Raw genomic sequence first — 19,013 nt, 5'->3', positions numbered from 1 at the left:
CACTTATGGTATACTAAAACAAACGTTCCCGAAACATCAGTTTCTCTGTCAGGAGTGAATGACATGCAGTTAATCATCGCCGAAAAGCCGGATCAGGGGGCAAAACTCGCCGCCCCGTTTAACCCTCAAAAAAAGAAAAATTTCATTACCATTCCAGCCTGTTCACATTTTCCTGAAGGGGCTGTAGTAACATGGGCTGTAGGGCATCTTTGTGAACTTGTCCCACCTGAGCACTATCGTTCTGAGTGGAAAACATGGTCGATGGACACACTCCCCATCCTGCCTGAGGAGTTCCGCTTCCAGGTGATAAAAGGGAAAGGGAAAGCTTTTCAAACGATTAAGTCCTTTATTCATGATCAGGATATCACCGGGATCATTCATGCCGGTGATGCGGAGCGGGAAGGGGAAGCCATCATCCGTATGATCCTTCATCAGGCCAGGAATCAAAAGCCGGTCAAACGACTCTGGATTTCGTCTTTGACACCTGATGCCGTAAAAGAAGGGTTCAGTGCATTGCTTGACAGCATTGATACAGATCACCTGTATGATGAAGCATTGAGCCGTTCATTTGCTGACTGGCTCGTTGGGATCAATGCTTCAAGAGCCTATACATTGCAGTTCAAAAAACACGGGATCAATGATGTCTATTCTACCGGGCGTGTTCAGACGCCAACACTTGCGCTGATTGTCAAAAGGGAAAATGAGATAGATGAGTTTGTCTCAAAACCGTTTTGGGAAGTGCATGCCACGTTTTCGCATGAGCAGGGCTCCTACGGGGCTGTTTGGCATAAAGACGGCGACAGCCGGCTTTTAAACAGCGTGATGGCTGAACGCATTCAGGCATTTTGTACAAACAGACCTGCACGGATCCTCGATCAGCGGGTCAAACAAAAGGCCATTCCCGCTCCATCCTTTTTTAACCTGTCGTCTCTGCAGGCAGCAATGAACAAGCGGTATACATTTTCACCAAAGCACACCTTGGAGATTGCTCAAAAGCTGTATGTAAAAGGGTATATCTCATATCCCAGAACGGATTCCACGTTTATCACCACACAGGAGGAACGCCAGTTTCCAGGAATATTAAAAAAACTTGAAAAAAAAGAGCCATTCTCAGCTCACTTCCCGCTTCCCTTTTCATCACTTCAGAATCGAAACCGTTACGTCAATGAAAAGAAAGTGCGGGATCATTACGCGATTATCCCGACTGAACAGGTTCCATCTTTCAGTAAACTGAGCGCTGATGAGCAAAAAATCTATGAAGTGATCGTAAACAGCCTCATAGCAGCCCATTACCCGCCCCTGATGATGAGCTATACGGAAATTGACACCATCGTTGATGAGCGGGCTGAGTTCAAATCAAAGGGAAAGAGTGTGATTTCCCCAGGCTGGAGAGATGTGATTCCTTTTCCGAAGGCGAATTCCCAGGAACAATGGCTTCCGAATGTTGATAAGGGAGATGCTGTGACCGGCGATTCTTTTGAAGTGAAAGAGAGTGAAACAAAACCACCCAAACGCTATACAGAGGGTGAACTGATTACACTGATGAAAACAGCAGGAAAACATGTGGATGACCGTGAATTAACCGGAATCCTGCACGAGACGGAAGGACTTGGAACTGAAGCGACCCGGGCAAACATCATCGCAGTCCTCCAGCAACGAAACTATATCACCATTACAAAAAACACCGTATTCCCTACGGACAAAGGCAAACTTCTTATTACCGCATTGGGCTCATCTCCTTTGGCTTCTCATGCGATCACGGCCAGATGGGAACAGGCATTGTCTTCAATCGGCAATGGGAAGAAATCAAAAGACGAGTTCATGGCATCGATTCATACGTTTATACAGAACCTGATCGATGAATCCCTGCATCTGAGCGCAGAGTGGGTGTTTACTCCGGAGGATATTGCAAAACTGCCTGCACGCAAGTCAAAATGGGATGCTTACAAAAACCGGAGTAAAGAACCCCTCGGCCCCTGTCCGATCTGCGGGGCTCAGGTCATGGATAAAGGAAAATTTTACGGATGCGAGGCCTACCTGTCCAACAAATGCTCCTTTACGTTGTCTAAACGAATCATGAAAAAGACTCTCCCAAAAACAGCCGTCAAAAACATGCTGAAGTCGAAAGAGTCTCCTGTAATCAGTGGTTTTCAGAGTAAAGGTAAATCTTTTGCGGCGTCGATGATTTGGAGTGAATCAGAAAAAAGGTTTATTTTTGATTTTAAGGAGCCCCGGAAAATGAAACCTGAATAAAGAGGATTTCTGAGCGTGAACCAATTCGAAGGGGTGGCCCCCAAAAGCCGTACCCGGATGAAACAAAACTGTGAACCTGTCCAAACTGCTTATACCCCCAGTCAAGAGGGAACAGCTTTTGGGTAAATACGTGATTCGGCCAAATCTGCCCCCGGTGCGTATGTCCTGACAGACTCATATGAACCGGATACTCTGGAAACGACTCCAGCTCAACAGGTTGATGATCCAGGACGACAAGGGGGAGTTCACCTTTTATGGCCTGATCCTGGAACAGCCGTTCAACGGAATGTCTCTTTCGATCAGTTTTATCCCGCCTGCCGACAATCTGCAATTTACCATCAATCGTGTGGACATCATCGAGTAAGACATGAATCCCGATATTCTCCATCATTTCGGTGATTTCCTTGCGCTTTCCTCCATAGTACTCATGATTCCCTAGAACCCCGTAAATACCAAGAGGGGCTTTCAGCTTTTTAAACAGCTGATGAAGACCATGCTGAACAAAGTAATCCGGTTCATCATCGACAAAATCACCAACAATAAAAATGATATCCGGATTCAGTGAAGTCAGCTTCTCAAGCAGACGTTCAACAGCTGCTCTGCCGGCCAATGGTCCAAAATGGGTGTCCGAAATGACCGCAGCCTTCATTTCTGTCAGCTCTGTCGAGACTTTATTTACACGAATGCTGTGATCACGGATGACGGGAGAGTTTGCAAAATAATAGCCGACAGCAGCGTAAATGATGAAGAGCAAAAACACTGAGACACCTGCCGAGTAAACGAGCGGTTCGAAGGGGATCCCGGTCCTCGAAGCAATCCATACGATGGCATGAGCAGCAGGGAAGACCAGAAATGCAAATTGAATAAAACCAAACCAGATGGCACCGAAGGTTTTCAATACTCTTAACGGCTTAATCATTTGTCCCAATGGAAACGAATACCCGGCTAACAAAAACAGTATGGCTATCAGCCAGAATGACTGTACGCCTGTTACTGTCTCGATAACATAACTGAACAACCAGGCAAAATAAAGATGTATTGATGTATACAAGATCAAAAATAAGGTGATTGAAAGTACCACTTTTACCGTTTTCATTGATCGTCGGCATCATTACTTAACCGGATCATATGCCTGACCTCCTCTATCCATCACTTCAGGAATCGCTAAATTTACAATACGCTTGTTATTCCTGTTGATCTATTTTATGATGAATGGTAACTATTGTGCAATGATTTCAAACAGGAGGATATACATGGCTGGAACTGTTGAACAAATTTGGATCAAACGAATGAAGCAAGGGCCTATGGATGAAGCGGCCCATGTCACTGCATATGCAAACTCAGGATTGAAGGGGAATGCTGATCAGCGCGGCAAACGGCAAGTCACCATTCTCGAAAAAGAGAACTGGGTTGCCGCCATGGCCGAACTCAACGGAGACCTCGATCCATCAAGACGACGTGCGAATCTTCTCGTCAGTGGCATTTCCCTGAAAGACTCCAGGCTGAAAACACTGGAGATCGGGAATACCCGCATACAAATCTATGGAGAGACGAAGCCCTGTGAGCAGATGGATGCCGCTTTACCGGGTCTGAAGGACACCCTCAATAAAGAGTGGCGCGGTGGGGTATACGGCGTTATTCTAAACGACGGCGAGATTCACCTGGGAGATCCTGTAACATTTATTGAATCCCAATCAGATTAAAAGGAGATGGAAACATTGAAGCCTATTCGATATGAAGATCACACGCTGTTTACTGAAGCACGGTTGCATTTAAAGGATGAAATATACATGGCTGACAGAATGATCATCGACACCTGTGCACCTCATACAAAATTGTCTTTAAAGAAAGGCAAGGAGCTCGGACTGACCGATGGGATGACCGAAATGACGTTCGCATCATTCAGTATCGGACCGTTAAAGGTGAGTGAGTTCACCATTCAATTTGAAGATCTCGAATCAGACGGAATTGTCGGACTCGATTTCCTCAAAAAAACCGGTGCCAAGATCAACCTTGATGCCATGACCATTTCAAGCTCCAGAACGTGATTTTCTTTCAACAGAAAGGATTACAAATGTTTGGTATTTTGTACTTGACTTGATCCCTTTATAACGTTTACTATTTCCTTTGTACAGTATCGGCTCCAGCTTAGGAGTCACCGCAAAAGGAGGAAGCATAATGGCTGAGGAATCTCAACAAAAAGAACAACCGATCCTGAATTCCGGAGACGCAGTGAAGGTCACTGCGGGTGAGTATAAAGGAAAGAGCGCAAAAGTAATTTCCCCCTATACAAACTCCATTTCTGTGGAATTAGATGAAAAAGAAGAGGACGGCTCTCGCCCGCGTACCGTACTCAAGCACACAGAATACAAAATCATCTGATGGATGCCTGCCACCTTCGTGGCAGGCTGTTTTTGTGAGAGCCTCATCGAACGGAATGACGCAAGATTGACACACACTCCTGCCAAGTTGTGACGTATGATAGTAGAAAGCCCTCATCATTCGACTTGGAAACGGAGTGATCAACATGAAAACAGCTGTGATCTACTGCAGCAAACACGGCACGGCGCATAAAACTGCAGTATATATTTCTAACGCCATTCCGGATTCTGAACTGATTGAACTCTCAACATCAAAAAAAACTGATTTCAGGCACTATGATCGCGTCATACTCGGCGCGTCTGTCCATATGGGTCAAATTAACAGACGGATGAAAGCATTGATCCAACATCATGAAAGCCTGCTTCTTGAGAAAAGAATCGGACTGTTTCTGTGTTGCATGCACGAAGACATGGAAGCTCAGCTGCAGTTCGAGAATGCCTTTCCTGAATCCCTAAGGGAACATGCATCGGCCATTGTTTTACCGGGTGGTGAACTGATCTTCTCGAAAATGAATATGTTCGAAAAAATGATCGTCAGACGAGTGACTGGATCCGGTGATGATCAATCAACACTGAATTATCAAGCTTTGGATACATTCATTCAAGCGATGAAATCCGAAGCTTATCAGAGGTGAAAATCCTGAATTAAAGCGCTTTTTCTCCTTTTCAGACAAAAAAATGTTTGTACTTTTTATTCAATATGTCATAATGGTATCGTAAACAGTTACTTTTTTTATAAAGTAACTGTTAATTTTTTGAGATGAGCGGGGTATGCGACAGTGACTTTAACACCTGAACAGCGAATTCAGCTTCATGAATTCAACAACCTGACAAAATCATTAAGTTTTAATATGTATGATGTCTGCTATACAAAGACGAAAGATGAACGTAAACGGTATATGAAATATATCGATAAACATTACAGCGCAGACCGCCTGACAAAAATCCTGACAGACGTGGCAGAAATGATCGGCGCCCATGTTCTGAATATTGCCAAGCAGGACTATGAACCACAGGGTGCAAGTGTAACAATGCTGGTATCTGAAGGCCCGGTCGACGGTGCACCGGAATCAGCGTTTGAAGAAAGTCCCGGACCTGTACCGCATACGACATTAATGCACCTGGACAAAAGCCACATCACCGTCCACACGTATCCGGAATACAATCCGGTGGAAGACATCAGTACATTCCGTGCAGATATTGATGTATCCACCTGTGGTGAGATTTCTCCACTGAAGGCCTTAAACTATCTGATCCACTCGTTTGATACGGATGTCATGACGATGGATTACCGGGTACGCGGATTCACAAGGGATGTGAATGGCGTCAAATATTTTATTGATCACGACATTAATTCGATCCAAAACTATATTCCACGAGACATAAAAGATCAGTTTCACATGTTTGATGTCAATATTTATCAGGAGAATATCTTTCATACAAAATGCAAATTAAAAGAATTCGACATCGACAATTATCTGTTTGGTTATGATGAATCGGATTTAACGGATGAAGAACAGTCCATGATCACCAAAAAGATTCAACACGAGATGAACGAGATCTATTACGGGAAAAATATGAATCGGGATTAACCGAAGGTGACTTGCCATATGATATGGCAGTCTCCTTTTTTATTGATCAGGCAGGCCTCTGTAAAAGCAGTGGCTTCCAATGTATTTTTTATGCTGAATGGGTTATGATGAGGGCAGAAAGGGGTGAGCAGCATGACAAGCGACCAGATGATCTACTACCTCATTCCAGCTGCGATCATTTGCATCATTGCTCTTATACTGACGATTAAGATCGGGATAGATCCCGACGATAAAGATTACGACCGGAAAACAAAATCACATTTTACGAATATGTCTGTCATTTATGCCGTCACGTTTATCCCGGCACTGATTTTAACCGTTGTATATTTTATTTACGGTTAAATGAAGAATAATAACGATTTCGATCATAAAGAAAAGAGGATTTGTTTATGAAGAAAACGATTAAACTGATTGCGTTGGACATTGACGGTACGATTTTACGAAATGACCATACCATTCATCCTGAAAATATTACCGCTATTCAAAAGGCTGTTACAAACGGACTGACCGTTGTACTCAGCACCGGCAGATCTTTGATGGCCTGTGAACATTACGCAGAACAGCTCGGGCTTCGTGATCTGATTGTAACAGGGAATGGCAGTGAAGTATGGCGACTGCCGGACCAGGTGCTTCACCGTGTGCCGTTAAATCCGGATCGGGTCTCCTATATGTGGGAGCTGAAGCAGCGATATGACACGTATAATTGGGCTGCCACAACAGAAGAAGTATATAAACTGGCGATGCCTGAGCGTATTGATCAGCATACATGGCTGAAATTCGGTTTTGACACGAAAGATGATGAAGCAAGGCATGCAATTATTAAGGCCCTAAAGGCATGTGATGACCTCGAAGTAACGAACTCCAGTGAGACAAATATCGAAGTCAATGCGGCCGGAGTGAATAAAGCAGGTGCACTTGAAATCGTCAGTACGGAGACTGGAATCGCTATGGATGAAATGATCGCCATGGGTGACAGCCTGAATGATGTATCGATGATTAAAGCCTGCGGCATAGGTGTAGCCATGGGTAATGCTCAAGAAATCACAAAGAAGGCCGCTGATCATGTGACTGCCACGAATGAGCAGGCTGGCGTTGCCAAGGCTTTACACCATTTTGAATTGATCTGAAATATGACCTTACAGGCAAATTTCTTTTGTTCCTGCCATGAGTTTGTCATAATGGGTCATATACAGGAGGTGATCCCACATGGCTGACAAGCAGTTGTTTACGATTGACGAAGCCAACGCACTGATTCCGTTAATGGAGCAGGAAATTGACGCACTTCGAGCATTAAATAAAGAATTCAAATCGAAAGTCAACACGCTGAATAAATCTGGATCTGTACAGACCGGACAAGCTCAGGAAAATCCGTCGGATGAACAGTTTATTGCTGAATCAAAGCTGGAGTTTATTGAAATTCAGGCAAGGCTTCATGTGAATAATATTGAACGTCATGGTGCTCAACTGAAAGATGTTGAAGTTGGGCTCATCGATTTTCCTTCAAAACTGAATGAAAAAGAGATTCTGTTATGCTGGAAATATGGCGAAAAAGAAATTTCACATTATCATGGACCAGAGGATGGCTATCAGGGACGAAAACCGCTGGAATAATCCAGCGGTTTTTTATTTTAATTCTAGTTTACATAATATAAATTATAGGAACCAATTAAGAAGTGGAAATCACCGTCTCATAATAAAAAGTAATGTAGGTTTTTGAGACAAAACAAGAAAAAGCCGATCCGCAGATCAGCTAATCCTTTAAACCGGTTATTCTTCGTTCATTCCCACAACCGGTTCTGGTTCAATCATCCAGACGTCCTGCACCGGTCCTTCAGACTGAACATCATAAATAAACGATCCATTTGTATATCTGTCACTTAATCGCAGCTGTTTCGGTATAACCGCGTGACGTGTTCGTGTCTCCGATTCAAGCACAAGCGTTTCCTGTCCATGAACCGCCATACAGGCAGCCACTTCATGCGGTGCTTTCTTTAGTTCTTTCAGCATAATCACACCACGTTTGGCTCTCGTTGTTTTCTCAAAGGATTTCAAAGCCATCCGTTTCACTGCAGCACGTTGTGTGACAAGTACGAAATCAGGCTTCTGCTCATTGTTAAATACGGAGAGTGCTGCGAGCTGATCTCCCTCCTTCAGGTTGATCCCTTTAACGCCCGCTGTACGTTGACCTGTGACACTGACTTCTTCTTCACTGAACCATAGACCGTAACCTTTCTTTGTTGCCAAAAAGAGATTCTCTTCCCCGTTTGTCAGATAGACATTGATCAGCTCATCATCTGTTTTCAGCTTCAAGGCGGTTAATGCCTTGGAGTGCCTTTGTGCGTGATAATCTTTCAAAACAGAGCGTTTGACCATCCCGGATTTCGTGGCAAACAGGAGCCATCTGTCCTCTCTGAACTCCTGAACCGGTATGGCATGGATAATGGGGTCATCCTGATCCATCGTGACAATGTTGGCGATATGCTGACCGCCATCTTTCCACTTTGTTTCCGGGAGCTGATGAACCGGCACGAAAAGATAAGAGCCTTTTTTCGTGAAAAACAGTAAGGTATCCGTCGTATTCACTTCGAGGTCATGGATCAGCCTATCGGTTTCCTTCATGGAAGGTTCTTCGCCATTCGAAGCCGTGTATGATCGGATGCTCGACCGTTTAACGTAGCCATCTTTCGTAACTGAAACACGAACCTCTTCCGATGGCACCACAACTTCAAGGTTGATTTTCAAATCTTCCACTTCAGCTTCTACCATGGTCCTTCGTTCATCTGTGTATGTTTTTTTTATATAGCGAAGCTCTTTCTTGATTTCTTTGATCAGATTCTTCTCCGATTCAAGAATTGCTTCAAGCTTCTTGATCAGCTCTCTTAACTCCCCCGCTTCTTTTTCAAGCGTTGTAATATCCGTGTTAGTCAGGCGGTAGAGCTGGAGATTGACAATTGCTTCAGACTGAGGCTCTGTGAATTGGTACGAAGCCTGCAAACGGTTTTTGGCATCTTTTTTATCTTTGGAAGCACGGATTGTTGCAATGACTTCATCGAGTATCGAAATCGCTTTGATAAGACCTTCAACAATGTGCGCCCGGTCCCTTGCTTTATTCAGATCGAAGTTTGTTCTTCTCGTGACGACTTCTTTCTGATGCTGAATATAAGCATCAAGCATCTGCTTGAGACCCATGAGTTTTGGCGTTTTATTGTGAATAGCCACCATATTGAAGTGATAAGACACCTGAAGGTCGGTGTTTTTGTACAGAAAGTGCAAAATCCCCTGAGAATCCGCTTCTTTCTTGAGTTCAATAACAATACGCATACCTGTGCGGTCTGTATCGTCCCGAACTTCGGCAATCCCATCAACTTTTTTATCAATCCTCAATTCATCCATTTTCTTGACAAGATTCGCTTTGTTGATTTCATAGGGAATTTCCGTGATAATGATCTGCTCTTTATTCCCCCGAATCGCCTGTACCTCTGCTTTACCTCTCAGTACGACTTTTCCCTTTCCGGATTCATAAGCCTTTTGAAGGCCTTCAATCCCCTGGATAATACCGCCTGTAGGAAAATCAGGTCCCTGAATGTATGTCAAAAGGTCGTGCACGGAACAGTCAGGGTGGTCCATCTGATGAATCGCTGCATCAATCACTTCACCGAGATGGTGAGGTGGAATATCGGTCGCATACCCGCTCGAAATGCCTGTAGATCCATTGACAAGCAAGTTCGGGTAGCTCCCGGGAAGCACCACCGGTTCCTCCTGGGAATCATCAAAATTCGGCATGAAGTCAACTGTATTTTTCTCGATATCTTTCAGCATTTCTGAAGAAATCTTCGACAGTCTTGCTTCCGTGTAACGCATCGCCGCTGGCGGATCACCGTCAACAGAGCCGTTATTCCCGTGCATTTGCACGAGCATATGCCGCATTTTCCAATCCTGGCTTTGTCTGATCATTGCCTCATATACAGAAGAATCGCCGTGCGGATGATAATTACCAATAACGTTACCTACCGTTTTGGCCGATTTTCTGAAAGGCTTATCGTGTGTATTTTTGTCCATATGCATCGCATACAAGATCCGGCGCTGAACTGGTTTCAGTCCGTCCCTTGCATCAGGCAGTGCGCGATCCTGAATGATATATTTACTGTATCTGCCAAACCTGTCTCCCAGTACATCTTCAAGAGGCAGATCCAGATAACGCTCTTTTTGTTCCAAAGCTTACTCCTCCTCGCTGATGAGTAAATGATCATTATCAAGAATATTTGTGTCTTCGTTAAGTCCGAAAGCGACATTACGTTCAATCCACTTTCGCCTTGGTTCAACCTTGTCTCCCATCAGAGTCGAAACATGACGCTCAGCTCTTGCCACATCCTCAATGGTCACCCTCACGAGCGTGCGGGATTCAGGATTCATCGTTGTTTCCCACAGCTGTGTGGCATCCATCTCACCGAGTCCTTTATAGCGCTGAAGGATATACCCTTTTCCAACCTGATCAATGGCACCTTGCAGGCCATTTTCATCCCATGCGTATTCCACGATTTCTTTTTTCCCTGATCCTCTGCTCACTTTATAGAGCGGCGGAAGTGCAATGTAGATCCGCCCCGCTTCTACCAATGGCCGCATATACCGGTAGAAGAACGTCAAAAGAAGCACTTGAATATGGGCCCCGTCCGTATCCGCATCCGTCATGATGACGATTTTATCGTAGTTAATATTCTCCAGGTCGAAATCCGGTCCCACATCACCGCCGATTGCATAAATGATCGTGCGGATTTCTTCGTTCTTCATGATGTCTGCAAGTTTAGCTTTTTCTGTGTTGATGACTTTACCGCGAAGAGGCAGCACCGCTTGGAACTTCCGATCACGTCCCTGTTTCGCAGAACCGCCGGCAGAATCCCCCTCGACTAGATAGAGTTCATTTTTATTCGGATTACGAGACTGTGCAGGAGTCAATTTGCCGCTTAACATCGCATCTTTACGCTTATTCTTTTTGCCGTTGCGTGCATCTTCACGGGCCTTTCTCGCAGCTTCTCGGGCCTGTGAAGCTTTGACCGCCTTTTTGATCAACATATGGCTGAACTCGGGATTTTCCTCAAGAAAGAAGGCAAGTTTCCCGCTTATTACCTGATCAACGGCAGATCGTGCTTCTGCTGTTCCGAGTTTTGCCTTAGTCTGACCTTCAAACTGCAGCTTTTCTTCAGGAACTCTGACAGAAATAATCCCTGTAAATCCTTCACGAATATCTGAACCATCCAGATTTTTATCCTTTTCCTTTAAAAGCGCCAACTTTCGGGCATGTTCATTGATGATTCTTGTGATTGCCGCTTTCGCCCCAAGTTCATGGGTCCCGCCGTCTTTTGTACGGACGTTATTGACAAAGGAGAGCATATTCTCTGTAAAACCGTCATTATACTGAAAAGCGATATCCACCTCAATCTCATCATGGACCCCCTCAAACTGAATCACAGGATGAAGAATATCTTTCTCTTCATTCAGGTAATCCACGAATGCAACAAGGCCTGTATCGAACTGGAACGTATCACGTTCAGGCTCATCACCACGTTCGTCAATCAGTTCAATCTTCACACCTTTAATTAAAAATGCCGCTTCTCTCAGCCGCTCAGCAAGCGTGTCGTAGTGAAAAGTGATCGAACCGAAGATGGCTTCATCCGGTTTAAAGTGAACCGTCGTGCCTGTCCGCTTCGTCTTTCCTACTTTTTCGAGCGTCGTTGCGGGTTTTCCGCCATTTTCAAATCGCTGCTGAGAAATCACACCATCACGATAGATGGTGACTTCGAGCCATTCTGACAGGGCATTCACAACCGATGCACCGACGCCGTGAAGACCACCGCTTGTTTTATAACCGCCCTGACCAAATTTCCCGCCTGCATGGAGAACCGTCAGAATCACTTCAGGAGTCGGTTTTCCGGATCGGTGCATACCGGTCGGAAAGCCGCGACCTGAGTCCTGGATACTGACACTTTGATCTTTATGAATAGTAACAGTAATCTCATTACCGAATCCGGCCAGGATTTCATCGACGGAGTTGTCTACTATTTCAAATACGAGATGATGCAGGCCGCGGTGATCGGTACTGCCGATATACATTCCCGGGCGTTTTCTGACAGCATCAAGCCCTTCTAGTACCTGAATCGCATCATCGTTGTAGGCAAAATCATTCTTGTTCATCAATCGAAAGATCCCCTTTCAGCTCTTGCTCTGACACATACCTATCTTTTAAAATAGCTGTTTGAAGAGTGGTTTGTCAATACATTCAAACACCTGTTCTTATATTTTGAAATGGAAAAGCAGCTGCACATGCTGCAGCTGCCCATTAATCATATCATACATTCAGAAGGGATGCGTAATCTACTTTGATACAGCGATCCATAATCACCGTTTTACCGGCTTCATTCAGCTGATCTGCCACATCTTCATCATACACGCCCATTTGCGCCCAAAAGACCGGTGCTTCTGAGGCCAGCACATCCGGTACCATTTCTTTTAATAATTCACTTCTTCTGAAGACATTCACGATATCCACTTTTTCTTCAATATCATTGAGAGACCCGACTGCCTGTACACCAAAAACCTCTTCCACTCTCGGATTTACCGGGATAACACGATAGCCGGCATTCACCAGCACTTCTGCCACCTGGTAGCTCGTTCGGCTCGGCTTGTCACTGAGACCGACCACTGCGATGGTTTTCGCCTCTTCGAGAATGGTTTTTATGGTTTTCATATCAGGATTATTCATGATCTATCGCCTCCATCTGCGTATTTATTCCTTCACGATCATAACCGGGCACTTCGCCCGCTTTGCCACTTTATGACTGACACTGCCGAGAACCATTTGTTGAAATGAGTTAAGGCCACGACTGCCAATCAAGACGAGATCAGCCTTCATATCGATGGATTCATGAACAAGTGCCGGTCCAGGATCACCAAAAATATGTTTCATCTCAAACTTAACCTCCGCTTTCTCCAACAATTCCCTGACATTTGCAATCTGAGATTTCCTATGCTCCGGAATATCCCGCGGCTGAAACTCCGCATCCATCACATCCGTTCGCGACGGCAGTTCGTCAACAACATGAACGACCGTTATTTTGGAAGTCGGATTTGCCTTTGCAATGAAAATGGCTTTCTCCGCAGCTTTCAGGGAATAATCCGATCCGTCAGCTGCAAGCATAATTCGTTGAAACATTGTGATCCTCCTTTATGGTGTCAAAAGACCCGACTCTTCAAGATATTCTCTTGCGACATCAACGGCATTCCGGTCTTCTTCGTCCACCTGATAATTCATCTGAAGCATCTCTTCCTCTGTAATCATGCCGCCAAGCTGATTGAGCACATCCTCAATTTCAGGATAAGCAAGCAGAACTTCCTCCCTGAATAGAGGAGCACCATTAAACGGCGGGAAAACGTGCTCGTCGTCTTCAAGTGCGACAAGTGAGTAGCGAATCATGTAGGAATCCGTGGAATAAGCATCCGTGACCTGAACATCACCTGACTCAACAGCGTCTGCTCTCAATCCCGGATCCATCCCCTGAACATTCGCAAAGTCGAGATCGTAAGCATCCTGAATACCCGGATAACCATCATCGCGGTCGATGAATTCAAACGTAAAGGCCGCCGTGATCTCATCTTCTATTGGACGCAAATCACCGATGGTTTCAAGATCATGGGTTTCTGCGAACTCTTCTGTAACAGCAATGGCATAAGTGTTTTGATACGCCATCGGCTCAAGAAACACAAACCCGAATGCCTCATACATGCCGTCTCTTGCCTGTTCAAATGCCGGCCGCTCCTCGTTACTGACCGGCTCTTCATTAAGGAGATTGACGATGGCTGTACCAGTAAACTCAAAATATCCATCAATCTCACCTGCACGGAGCGCTTCAAATGTAAAATCGGTTGTTCCGAATCCATCTTCAAGCACCACTTCATAATCGGTCTCCGCCTCGATCAGGAGTTTATACATATTGATGATAATCTCCGGTTCTGCGCCCAGTTTTCCTGCAATGACAATTTCATCCGGGCCATCATCTGAAAATTGAAACGCTTGAAACACAGTTGGCGATAGGACAATCAAAAGCGCAAGGCTCACAACTGTTACAATCGGCGCAATACTTGTACCCAGAGAGCGTTTTTCCGTGAATCGGAGAATGGCGTCGAGTAACAAAGCCAATAAGGCTGCAGGTATGGCCCCAAGCAGAATGTAGTAATTGTTGCTTCTGTTTATACCGAGCATGATAAGATCTCCAAGACCTCCCGCTCCAATCAGTGCTGCCAATGTGGCTGTTCCGACAATCAGCACCATCGCTGTACGGATCCCTGCCATAATTGTTGGCATCGCAAGGGGAAGCTGTACTTTGTGAAGCTGTTGCAGCGTATTCATCCCCATGCCTCTTGAAGCCTCCATCAGCGCAGGGTCCACCTCTTTAATACCGGTATAGGTGTTTCGTAAAATCGGCATCAGCGCATATGCGGTCAGAGCAACGATGGCGGGGGTCGTCCCAATGCCGATGAAAGGGATTAAAAACCCGAGCAGCGCAAGACTCGGAATCGTCTGCAACACTGCTGTGACCCCGATAACAGGCTCTGCCCCGCTCCGGTAATGAGCAAGAACAACGCCTAAAGGAACAGCAATAAACACGGAGATTAATAGAGCAATTAAAGACATATGGATATGCTCCCATAAAGCATTCAGGAGCAAATCGGAACGGTTCGATGCAAGCTGAAAAAACGTTTGGATCGAAAGAAGCTTCATGACTTCACCCCGTTTCCTGATTGCGCGATGTGCGCCTCTTCAAGATGGGCCAGAATGGTATCACGGCTGATCAGGCGAATCTCATCTCCGTGCCTGACAGGGAGCTCGTCAAGATTCTCATCTTTTAACACAGCATAAACCTCATGAAGCGTGACTGATGAGTCGTGAGTCACGGAATTCTCTGTTTTGGCTCGTTCCAGCCGATCCCAGATCTGTTCAACCTTATCAAGCCACGGGGTTTTTCTGTCTCCGAGAAAATCAGCCACAAATGCATTCGCAGGATGATTAAGGAGCTGTTCAGGTGTATCTACCTGGACAGGGCTTCCATCCTTCATAATCGCGATCCGCTCTCCAAGCGCCAGAGCTTCATCCATGTCATGTGTAACGAAAACGATCGTTTTTTTGATTTCCTTTTGCAACTTGGCGATATCTTTTTGCAACTGTTCTCTGCTTATTGGATCAAGGGCACTGAATGGTTCATCCATTAAGATTATGTCCGGATTCCCTGCAAGAGCCCGGATCACGCCGACACGCTGCTGTTGACCGCCTGAGAGTTCTTTCGGCATTCTCTTTCTGTAAATCGAAGGATCAAGGCCCACCATCGTCATTAATTCCGTTACACGCTGCTCCGTTTTTTCGTTCGGCCATTTCTTCAAATCAGGTACAATCCGGATATTTTCCTCAATGGTCATATGAGGAAACAAAGCTATCTGCTGAAGGACGTAACCGATCCTCCCCCGCAGGTCTTTTAACGTCATATCATGGATACTCCTATCATCCAGATAGATGGATCCGGAAGAGGGATCAATAAGTCTGTTGATCAGTTTCATTGCTGTCGTCTTCCCGCTGCCACTCGGACCAATTAATACGAAAAATTCGCCTTCTTCGATCGTGAAACTGACATCGTTCAGGGCAGTTGTTCCATCAGGATACGTTTTTGAAATCCCGTCAAACCGGATCATACATCCACCTCTTTCATTAAGATCAGTCTTTCAACTCATAAATGGTTTTGTATTTATCACTGAGATAACCGATCAGATAATCCGGATCAACACCAGAGCCGGTAACATCCTTCAAAATTTCAAGGGGCTCTTTCATCTTGCCATGCTGGTGCACATGCTCAGTCATCCATTCTTTCACCGGTTTCAGGTTGCCCTGCTCAAGGAGTTCATCAAAATTGCTCAGATCGTTAAGCATTGCCGCCTTCAATTGAGCGGCATACACATAGCCCAGAGCGTAGGATGGGAAATAACCGAACATTCCGCCTGCCCAATGCACATCCTGCAGGACGCCTTCTCCATCATGGGAAGGACGAACACCAAGGAGTTCATCCATCTTGTTATTCCACGCTTCAGGAAGATCGCGTACTTCCAACTCCTCGTTGATTAAAGCCTTCTCAAGCTCGTAGCGGGCGATGATATGCAGACAGTAGGTCAGTTCATCGGCTTCGATTCTGATCAGGGAAGGCCCGGCAACGTTTATCGCTCTGAAGAATGAATGAAGATCCACGCTGTCAAAGGAGCCGCCTGCAACTGATTTCAGATCTTGATAATAGCGCGTCCAGAATCCGATATGTCTGCCGACGAAATTCTCCCAAAAGAGTGACTGACTCTCATGAATCCCCATTGAAGTGCCTCCTGCAAGAGGGGTGCCGACCAGGGACTCTGAAATATTTTGCTCATAAAGAGCATGCCCGCCTTCATGGATGGTACCGAAAACGGCTGTACGGAAGTCTGATTCATCATATTTTGTCGTTACCCGAACATCTCCGGGGTTTAACCCGATACAAAACGGATGTACCGTAGTATCCAATCGGCCTGCGTCAAAGTCATACTGCATTTCACCGAGAATCTGCTTACTGAAAGCTTCCTGATTTTCTTTTGGAAAATGACTGAACAAAAACCCGGTCTCCGGGTCGTTCTTAGAGTCTGTAATCTGTTTGACAAGCGGGACAAGATTATCCTTCAGTTTACCAAACACTGAATCAATCACGTCGACTGTCAGACCCGGTTCAAAATCATCCAGCAGTGCGTTGTATTTATTTCCTTCATAGCCGACCCATTCAGCATATTTCCGGTTATAATCAACGATTTTTTCAAGGTAAGGCTGAAAAGAAGCGAAATTGGCCTTTTCTTTTGCCTGTTCCCAGGCCACTTCAGCATTTGATGTTAAAATTACATAGGCTTTATGCTCTTCCGGCGGAACGTTTGCGATTTTGTTGTATGTTTTTTCAACCTCTAGGACCGATTTTTTTGTGATATCGTCCAGTTTATACCAATGCTCTTCTTCTTTGAGAGTATCGATCATGGTTTTCATTTCTTCAGAAGTGGACATCGCGAACACTTCTGAAGACAGGGTGCCCAGAACCTCAGAACGTTGTTTTGCACCTTTTCTCGGTGCACCTGTGCGAAGATCCCAAGCCATAAGCCCGGAAGCCTCCTTAAAATCATTCATCTTTTTTACGTATCCAGAAAACTGTTCTTTGACTGTTTCCGTTTGAACTGACACTGTCATTCCCCTTTCTATGTACAAGATAATTCCATGATACCGTTTTTACGTTTGAAAATCACCCGAAAGGAAATAGAAAGATGATGTGAACTTGAAAAAGAGCGTTAAACGGAGGGATTTTGTGACCATTACCATTACAAAAGCGGCAATTGAATTCTACCGAAGAGAAATGAACCTGAGTGAAGGGGATGAACTGTATCTGTACGTCCGTGTCGGAGGCGTCGGGTCCGGAGGTTTTTCAGTCGGGATTCAAAAAGGCGCACCGGCTATCGATGCGCACCGGTATACAAAAGCAGGGATTCATCTGTATATTGCCGACGAAGACCAGTGGTATTTCGATGGGATGACAATTGATTATGACGAGGACTATGATGCCGTCACCTATGATAACCCTGAAATTCGCGATGTCATCAATCCAAATTCCTGAAAAAAGACCGGAACCAAAATGGTCCGGTCTTTTGCATGGTTAGCCCCCGATATGGGACATTTCAATTTTTTTGATATCCTTTTTGTCGGTATTGTTAAGGCGCTCCTCAGAATACCGGTCATCCCTTTTTGCCCAAAGTTCAGAAATGAAGCCGGCAATCTCAGGATCTGTGGCACCGGAGCGGATCACGGATCGGACGTCGTGACCTTCACCAGAGAAGAGACAGGTGACAAACTTGCCATCCGCTGAAAGACGGATCCGTGAACAGTCGCTGCAAAAGGCATCCGTCACAGATGAAATGATACCGATTTCATTTTGATTATCCTTAAAGACAAATCGCTCTGCAACTTCGCCACGGTAATTGGCGTCTTTCGGTTCGATCGGGAAGACATTATTAATGATATGATACATTTCTTTCTTACTTACTACATGATCAAGTTTCCATCCATTTGAATTTCCCACATCCATAAACTCGATAAATCGTAAGATTACGTTTGTGTCTTTAAAATACTCCACCATCGGCAGGATATCATCCTCATTCATTCCCCGCTTAACAACCATGTTCATTTTGACCCCAAGGCCTGCTTCTTCAGCAGCCCGGACACCGTCAAGCACTTCCTGTACGCCAACGTCTCGGCCATTGATTTTTCTGAACTTCTCGTCATTGAGGGAATCCAGACTGATCGTTACGCGATTTAATCCTGCTTCTTTTAACGCCTTTGCATGCTTTGGAAGGAGTGAACCGTTCGTCGTCATTGCAATATCATCCACGCCTTCGATCTTATTCAACATGGCAATCAGCTTGGACACTTCATGCCTCATTAACGGTTCCCCACCAGTAACCCGAAGCTTTCGAATGCCGGCTTCTTTCACCATGATTGTCGAAAGACGGGTGATCTCTTCAAAAGAGAGGATCTCATCTTTCGGGAGGAATTTGAAATATTTATCAAAAATTTCCGGTGGCATGCAGTAGCTGCACCGGAAATTGCATTTATCCGTTACGGAAATTCGTAAATCTCTGAGCGGTCTGCCTAGTCTGTCTGTCATCGTCGGCTTCATTATACCTCGCCCCCTTCAAT

Annotated in this window: 19 protein-coding genes; 10 read left to right on the top strand and 9 right to left on the bottom strand. The window is 45.2% G+C overall.

The annotated features are described in order from the left end of the window. The first annotated feature begins 63 nt into the window (after positions 1–63). Positions 64–2,253, top strand: coding sequence for a DNA topoisomerase III (locus BSEL_RS09880; protein WP_013172858.1), 2,190 nt, complete (start codon positions 64–66; stop codon positions 2,251–2,253). On the opposite strand, the gene BSEL_RS09875 is transcribed toward BSEL_RS09880, so the two are convergent. Next, the gene (locus BSEL_RS09875; protein WP_232970522.1) at positions 2,222–3,172 is read right to left on the bottom strand and encodes a metallophosphoesterase; all 951 of its coding nucleotides are present in this window, start codon (positions 3,170–3,172) and stop codon (positions 2,222–2,224) included. The two genes, BSEL_RS09880 and BSEL_RS09875, sit on opposite strands and share 32 nt — an antisense overlap. A 334-nt stretch (positions 3,173–3,506) precedes the next feature. Between BSEL_RS09875 and BSEL_RS09870 the strand changes: the two genes are divergently transcribed. From BSEL_RS09870 to BSEL_RS09835, 8 genes are all read left to right on the top strand, one after another. Further along, a complete protein-coding gene (locus BSEL_RS09870) occupies positions 3,507–3,956 on the top strand; it encodes an MOSC domain-containing protein (RefSeq protein WP_013172856.1) in 450 nt (149 codons plus the stop codon). 87 nt (positions 3,957–4,043) lie between these two features. Beyond that, complete coding sequence (locus BSEL_RS09865; RefSeq protein ID WP_041581889.1) at positions 4,044–4,301, top strand: pepsin/retropepsin-like aspartic protease family protein; 258 nt, start codon at positions 4,044–4,046, stop codon at positions 4,299–4,301. 130 nt (positions 4,302–4,431) lie between these two features. Further along, entirely contained in the window at positions 4,432–4,635 is a 204-nt protein-coding gene (locus BSEL_RS09860) for a DUF2187 family protein (RefSeq protein ID WP_013172854.1), read from the top strand. Between the two features lie 145 nt (positions 4,636–4,780). Then, positions 4,781–5,269, top strand: a complete 489-nt coding sequence (locus BSEL_RS09855) for a flavodoxin domain-containing protein (RefSeq protein ID WP_013172853.1) — start codon at positions 4,781–4,783, stop codon at positions 5,267–5,269. A 144-nt stretch (positions 5,270–5,413) separates the two neighbouring features. Then, the gene (gene speD / locus BSEL_RS09850) at positions 5,414–6,226 is read left to right on the top strand and encodes an adenosylmethionine decarboxylase (RefSeq protein ID WP_013172852.1); all 813 of its coding nucleotides are present in this window, start codon (positions 5,414–5,416) and stop codon (positions 6,224–6,226) included. Positions 6,227–6,358: 132 nt separating this feature from the next. Next, the gene (locus tag BSEL_RS09845) at positions 6,359–6,568 is read left to right on the top strand and encodes a hypothetical protein (RefSeq protein ID WP_232970453.1); all 210 of its coding nucleotides are present in this window, start codon (positions 6,359–6,361) and stop codon (positions 6,566–6,568) included. 47 nt (positions 6,569–6,615) lie between these two features. Continuing rightward, positions 6,616–7,353 (top strand): Cof-type HAD-IIB family hydrolase, encoded by a 738-nt coding sequence (locus BSEL_RS09840; protein ID WP_013172850.1) that lies wholly within the window; start codon positions 6,616–6,618, stop codon positions 7,351–7,353. A gap of 79 nt (positions 7,354–7,432) precedes the next feature. Beyond that, positions 7,433–7,837 carry a DUF2203 domain-containing protein gene (locus BSEL_RS09835; protein WP_013172849.1) on the top strand — a complete coding sequence of 135 codons (405 nt, stop codon included), beginning with the start codon at positions 7,433–7,435 and terminating at the stop codon, positions 7,835–7,837. Positions 7,838–7,993: 156 nt separating this feature from the next. Here the strand turns inward: BSEL_RS09835 and parC are convergent, their stop codons facing one another. The 7 genes from parC to BSEL_RS09800 all read right to left on the bottom strand — a co-directional run bounded on the left by parC (position 7,994) and on the right by BSEL_RS09800 (position 17,513). After that, complete coding sequence (gene parC / locus BSEL_RS09830; RefSeq protein WP_013172848.1) at positions 7,994–10,441, bottom strand: DNA topoisomerase IV subunit A; 2,448 nt, start codon at positions 10,439–10,441, stop codon at positions 7,994–7,996. 3 nt (positions 10,442–10,444) lie between these two features. Continuing rightward, positions 10,445–12,415, bottom strand: coding sequence for a DNA topoisomerase IV subunit B (gene parE, locus BSEL_RS09825; RefSeq protein WP_013172847.1), 1,971 nt, complete (start codon positions 12,413–12,415; stop codon positions 10,445–10,447). A gap of 154 nt (positions 12,416–12,569) precedes the next feature. Continuing rightward, on the bottom strand, positions 12,570–12,983 hold the full coding sequence (locus tag BSEL_RS09820; RefSeq protein ID WP_013172846.1) for a CoA-binding protein: 414 nt from the start codon (positions 12,981–12,983) through the stop codon (positions 12,570–12,572). 24 nt (positions 12,984–13,007) lie between these two features. Next, entirely contained in the window at positions 13,008–13,433 is a 426-nt protein-coding gene (locus BSEL_RS09815; protein WP_013172845.1) for a universal stress protein, read from the bottom strand. Positions 13,434–13,445: 12 nt separating this feature from the next. Then, the gene (locus BSEL_RS09810; RefSeq protein WP_013172844.1) at positions 13,446–14,999 is read right to left on the bottom strand and encodes an ABC transporter permease/substrate-binding protein; all 1,554 of its coding nucleotides are present in this window, start codon (positions 14,997–14,999) and stop codon (positions 13,446–13,448) included. Then, a complete protein-coding gene (locus BSEL_RS09805) occupies positions 14,996–15,961 on the bottom strand; it encodes an ABC transporter ATP-binding protein (RefSeq protein WP_013172843.1) in 966 nt (321 codons plus the stop codon). Before BSEL_RS09805 ends, BSEL_RS09810 begins: the two co-directional genes overlap by 4 nt. 22 nt (positions 15,962–15,983) lie before the next feature. Next, on the bottom strand, positions 15,984–17,513 hold the full coding sequence (locus BSEL_RS09800; protein WP_013172842.1) for a carboxypeptidase M32: 1,530 nt from the start codon (positions 17,511–17,513) through the stop codon (positions 15,984–15,986). Positions 17,514–17,628: 115 nt separating this feature from the next. Here BSEL_RS09800 and BSEL_RS09795 point away from each other — a divergent pair, with 115 nt between their 5' ends. Continuing rightward, entirely contained in the window at positions 17,629–17,934 is a 306-nt protein-coding gene (locus BSEL_RS09795; protein ID WP_013172841.1) for an iron-sulfur cluster biosynthesis family protein, read from the top strand. Positions 17,935–17,973: 39 nt separating this feature from the next. Here BSEL_RS09795 and moaA read toward each other — a convergent pair whose 3' ends face one another. After that, positions 17,974–18,993 carry a GTP 3',8-cyclase MoaA gene (gene moaA / locus BSEL_RS09790; protein WP_013172840.1) on the bottom strand — a complete coding sequence of 340 codons (1,020 nt, stop codon included), beginning with the start codon at positions 18,991–18,993 and terminating at the stop codon, positions 17,974–17,976. Between the last annotated feature and the right edge of the window lie 20 nt (positions 18,994–19,013).

The organism is [Bacillus] selenitireducens MLS10 (genome assembly GCF_000093085.1).
Taxonomy (GTDB): Bacteria; Bacillota; Bacilli; order Bacillales; family Salisediminibacteriaceae; genus Salisediminibacterium; species Salisediminibacterium selenitireducens.
This window is presented reverse-complemented; position numbering and strand designations above follow the sequence as displayed.

Excerpts from the sequence above, each read along its gene's own strand:
- BSEL_RS09880 (WP_013172858.1), top strand. The coding sequence starts at position 64 with ATGCAGTTAATCATCGCCGAAAAGCCGGATCAGGGGGCAAAACTCGCC.
- BSEL_RS09875 (WP_232970522.1), bottom strand. The coding sequence starts at position 3,172 with ATGATTAAGCCGTTAAGAGTATTGAAAACCTTCGGTGCCATCTGGTTT.
- BSEL_RS09870 (WP_013172856.1), top strand. The coding sequence starts at position 3,507 with ATGGCTGGAACTGTTGAACAAATTTGGATCAAACGAATGAAGCAAGGG.
- BSEL_RS09865 (WP_041581889.1), top strand. The coding sequence starts at position 4,044 with ATGGCTGACAGAATGATCATCGACACCTGTGCACCTCATACAAAATTG.
- BSEL_RS09860 (WP_013172854.1), top strand. The coding sequence starts at position 4,432 with ATGGCTGAGGAATCTCAACAAAAAGAACAACCGATCCTGAATTCCGGA.
- BSEL_RS09855 (WP_013172853.1), top strand. The coding sequence starts at position 4,781 with ATGAAAACAGCTGTGATCTACTGCAGCAAACACGGCACGGCGCATAAA.
- BSEL_RS09845 (WP_232970453.1), top strand. The coding sequence starts at position 6,359 with ATGACAAGCGACCAGATGATCTACTACCTCATTCCAGCTGCGATCATT.
- BSEL_RS09840 (WP_013172850.1), top strand. The coding sequence starts at position 6,616 with ATGAAGAAAACGATTAAACTGATTGCGTTGGACATTGACGGTACGATT.
- BSEL_RS09835 (WP_013172849.1), top strand. The coding sequence starts at position 7,433 with ATGGCTGACAAGCAGTTGTTTACGATTGACGAAGCCAACGCACTGATT.
- parE (WP_013172847.1), bottom strand. The coding sequence starts at position 12,415 with ATGAACAAGAATGATTTTGCCTACAACGATGATGCGATTCAGGTACTA.
- BSEL_RS09820 (WP_013172846.1), bottom strand. The coding sequence starts at position 12,983 with ATGAATAATCCTGATATGAAAACCATAAAAACCATTCTCGAAGAGGCG.
- BSEL_RS09815 (WP_013172845.1), bottom strand. The coding sequence starts at position 13,433 with ATGTTTCAACGAATTATGCTTGCAGCTGACGGATCGGATTATTCCCTG.
- BSEL_RS09810 (WP_013172844.1), bottom strand. The coding sequence starts at position 14,999 with ATGAAGCTTCTTTCGATCCAAACGTTTTTTCAGCTTGCATCGAACCGT.
- BSEL_RS09805 (WP_013172843.1), bottom strand. The coding sequence starts at position 15,961 with ATGATCCGGTTTGACGGGATTTCAAAAACGTATCCTGATGGAACAACT.
- BSEL_RS09800 (WP_013172842.1), bottom strand. The coding sequence starts at position 17,513 with ATGACAGTGTCAGTTCAAACGGAAACAGTCAAAGAACAGTTTTCTGGA.
- moaA (WP_013172840.1), bottom strand. The coding sequence starts at position 18,993 with ATGAAGCCGACGATGACAGACAGACTAGGCAGACCGCTCAGAGATTTA.